Origin of the sequence: Mycobacterium sp., from assembly GCF_049802695.1 — a bacterium.
GTDB lineage: Bacteria > Actinomycetota > Actinomycetes > Mycobacteriales > Mycobacteriaceae > Mycobacterium.
Window position 1 is genome coordinate 1 of record NZ_JBARMY010000544.1, and the last position, 3,282, is coordinate 3,282.

The 3,282-nt window shown below is 66.5% G+C and carries 2 protein-coding genes and 1 pseudogene; all 3 read right to left on the reverse strand.

The window, feature by feature from the left end; translation table 11 throughout:
• Positions 1–381, reverse strand: a pseudogene (locus WA317_RS21465) (acyl-CoA dehydrogenase); the annotation flags it as partial.
• Positions 378–1,091 (reverse strand): glycosyltransferase, encoded by a 714-nt coding sequence (locus WA317_RS21470; RefSeq protein WP_425174948.1) that lies wholly within the window; start codon positions 1,089–1,091, stop codon positions 378–380. The gene WA317_RS21470 and the pseudogene WA317_RS21465, both read right to left, overlap by 4 nt.
• A 52-nt stretch (positions 1,092–1,143) precedes the next feature.
• Positions 1,144–3,174: a peptidoglycan D,D-transpeptidase FtsI family protein gene (locus tag WA317_RS21475; RefSeq protein ID WP_425174949.1), complete on the reverse strand. Its 2,031-nt coding sequence runs from the start codon at positions 3,172–3,174 to the stop codon at positions 1,144–1,146.
• Between the last annotated feature and the right edge of the window lie 108 nt (positions 3,175–3,282).

The following is a 3,282-nucleotide window of genomic DNA, read 5'->3' on the forward strand; positions in this document are numbered from 1 at the left end:
CAGGTCCACTGCGAACAACCCGCGCCGCCCGTCGGTGAGGTAAGCGCTCACCAGCGCATGGGTGCACAGTCCCGCGCCCGAGCACCACGCCTTGGTGCCGTCGAGGACCGCGGCGTCACCCGCACTGCGTGCGACGACCACGGCGTCCGGGACTTCGGCGGCCCAAACTCCCCACAACTCGTCGGTGCCGGGACCCGGCCCACCGAGTTCGGCCAAGATCGCCACCGCGTCGGCATGAGCCTCGGCGAGCCGTCCGGCCACCACGTCGATCGCCGTCAGTTCGGAGAGGCAGCGCCAGCGATGTGCGGTGCGTCCTGAGCCGGGCAACGGCAGCTGCAGTTGCCCGCTCTTCAGCCACCTGCGCACCATATCGGCGGTCACGACGCCTCGACTTCCCGGTCGTGGTCGGCTGCCACCTCCTGCGACACCTCCGCCAGGTGATCGGCGAAGCCGCCGGGCGCACGCCCGTTACGGCGGTCAGATGTCGTCACCGACAACTCGTCGTCCCATTTTATGCGGCATCCGGCGGCCTCGAACCGCTCGACCAGGTCGACGTCTTCGCCGCTGGTCAGCGCCGCGAAGCCGCCCGCCCGCCAGTAGGCGTCGGAGCGGAATCCCATGTTGGCGCCGTGAATGTGGCCGTACCGGGAGGCGTCGTAGCGCGTCTCGTAGAGCTCAGCCACCTCTTCGGAGTGATGCCGCCACTGATCCACTCGCACCACGCCCAAGACCACGTCGGCGTGACCGTCGAGTTGGCGAAGCAGCCAGTCGCTGCCCACCTGAGTGTCAGCGTCGGTGGTCGCATACCAGGTCTGCAGCCCCACGTGGCCGAGAGCCGTCCTGGCGTAACGGAAACCGGCCGCGCGTGCCGCGCCGACGTTTCGTGCCTCGACCTGCAGGAAGTGGACGTCCGGCCCGTACCGCCCGGCGAGGCTGATGCTGGCGTCGTCGCACGCGTCCAGCACCACCACCACCGAGGTCCGCAGAGCAACATTGGCTACTGCCCGTCGAATCGTGCTCAGGCATCGAGGTAACGCGTTGACCTCATTGTGCGCAGGAACGACGACTACAGCATCAGGCTCGGCTGTCACGGATGGGGAATAACCACTGCGCGCTCGCCTGACACGTTGACTTATCGCGCCGTCACATCGCCTGCAGCGTCAGCGGCGGGCCGGGGTCCGGTGACAGCGGAACGTTCTCGCGCTGCATCAGCCAGCCCGCGATGTTGTGGAACAGCGGCGCAGCCGAGTGGCCCGCTGTGCCGTCGGCGTTGCGGTCCGGATTGTTCATCATGATGCCGACGACGTAGCGAGGATCGTCGACGGTCGCCATCCCGGCGAAGGTGATCCAGTAAACGTTGTCGTAGTAGCAGCCGCACGCGGGATTGATCTGCTGGGCGGTGCCCGTTTTGCCGGCCATCTGGTAGCCCTCGACCGCGGCGGCGGGACCGGTGCCCTGCTGATATCCCATCGGGTCGTGCTGCACCACCGCCCGCAATATGTTGCGCACGGTTCGCGCGGTTTCCGGTGATACCACTTGAATGCCCTGTGGTCGGGGCTCTTCGGTTCGGGCGCCCTCGGGACTGACGGTGGCTTTGACGATGCGCGGCGGCATTCGCACCCCGTCGTTGGCGATGGCCTGGTACATGCCGGTCATCTGGAGCAAGGTCATCGAAAGGCCCTGTCCGATAGGAAGGTTCGAGAAGGTGCTGCCTGACCACTGGTCGATCGGCGGTACCAGACCGGCGCTCTCGCCGGGCAGGCCGACATTGGTGCGCTGACCGAGGCCGAACTTCTTGAGCATGTCGTAGTAGCGGTCCGGCCCCACCCGCTGGGCCAGCATCAGTGTCCCTACGTTCGACGACTTCCCGAACACACCGGTGGTCGTGTAGGGCATCACGCCGTGGTTCCAGGCGTCGTGGACGGTCACGCCACCCATGTGGATGGTGCCGGGCACCTGCAATACCTCGTCGGGGTTGGACAGCCCGTACTCGATGAGCGACGACGCGGTTACTACCTTGTTGACCGAGCCCGGCTCGAACGGTGATGAGACGGCAAGGTTACCCATCTGCCGATTCCCTTGCCGCCCAATGTCTTGCGATGGGTCGAAGGTGTTGTCGTTCGACATTGCCAGCACTTCACCGGTTTTCGCGTCCAGCACGACCGCGGACACGTCGTGGGCGCCGGACAGGTCCTTCGCCTGCTGAACCTGCTGTTGGACGTAGAACTGGATGTCGTCGTCGATGGTGAGCTGGATGGTCGAACCGTTGACCGCCTTGTGCTGATTGCGGTAGCTGCCCGGGATCACCACGCCGTCCGACCCGCGGTCGTAGGTGATGGAGCCGTCGGTCCCGGCCAGCATCGCGTCCAGCGAATCCTCCAGCCCCAGTAACCCGTGACCGTCCCAGTCGATGCCGCCGACGATGTTGGCCGCCAGCGAGCCGCCCGGATACTGCCGCAGGTCCTGTCGTTCAGCACCGACTTCGGGGAACTTGGCGGTGATCGCGGTTGCCACAGCAGGATCGACGGCGCGGGCCAGGTAGACGAATGTTTCGTCGCTTTGCAGCTTTTTCTGCACGGTGGCCAGGTCGGGCTTGTTGTTCAGCCGCGTCGACACTTCGCGGGCGATATCCCGCAGCCGCTGATCCGGGTCGGGTGCGGTCGGGTTTTTCTGCTTGGCGTCGGCCAGCTGCTTGTGAATGCGCCGCGGCTGAAAGGTCAGTGCGCGAGCTTCGATGGTGAACGCGAGCTGGTCTTTGTTACGGTCGACGATGCTGCCGCGCACGGCTTTTTCCACGTCGGTGACCTTCAGTTGGCCGGCGGCCTCAGCCCGCAAGGCGGCGGCCTGGGGCACCTGCAGGTAGAACAGCTGCGCAGCCGCCACGAGCAGCGCGAGGAAGATGATTCCGTTGCCGGCGCGGTGGCGGAATACGAACGATGCCCCACGCGCGCCGAGATCCGCTGCCTGCCGAACCCGCCGATCCCGGGCTGAGTGGATGTTCGGGCCGACGACGACGGATGTCTCGCCGCGGGATTGCTTTGCCGCAGCAGGCGACTTGGCCGTCTTTTTGGGCGGCTTGTGCTCGACGTCGTTGCCTTTCTTCAACTTTCGCGCAGCACGCCGCCCTCGCCCCGGCCGCGACGAGTTTCCCTGTGATCGATCGCCGCGGCTCATCTGGCGGACCCGGGGGTGGTGACGGTGACCGGACCGAACTGTTCGCTGTTGGTCGGTGGAGCCACCGGGGCAGCGGAAGCCAGGGGCGGCGCGGCAACCGGCGGCGCG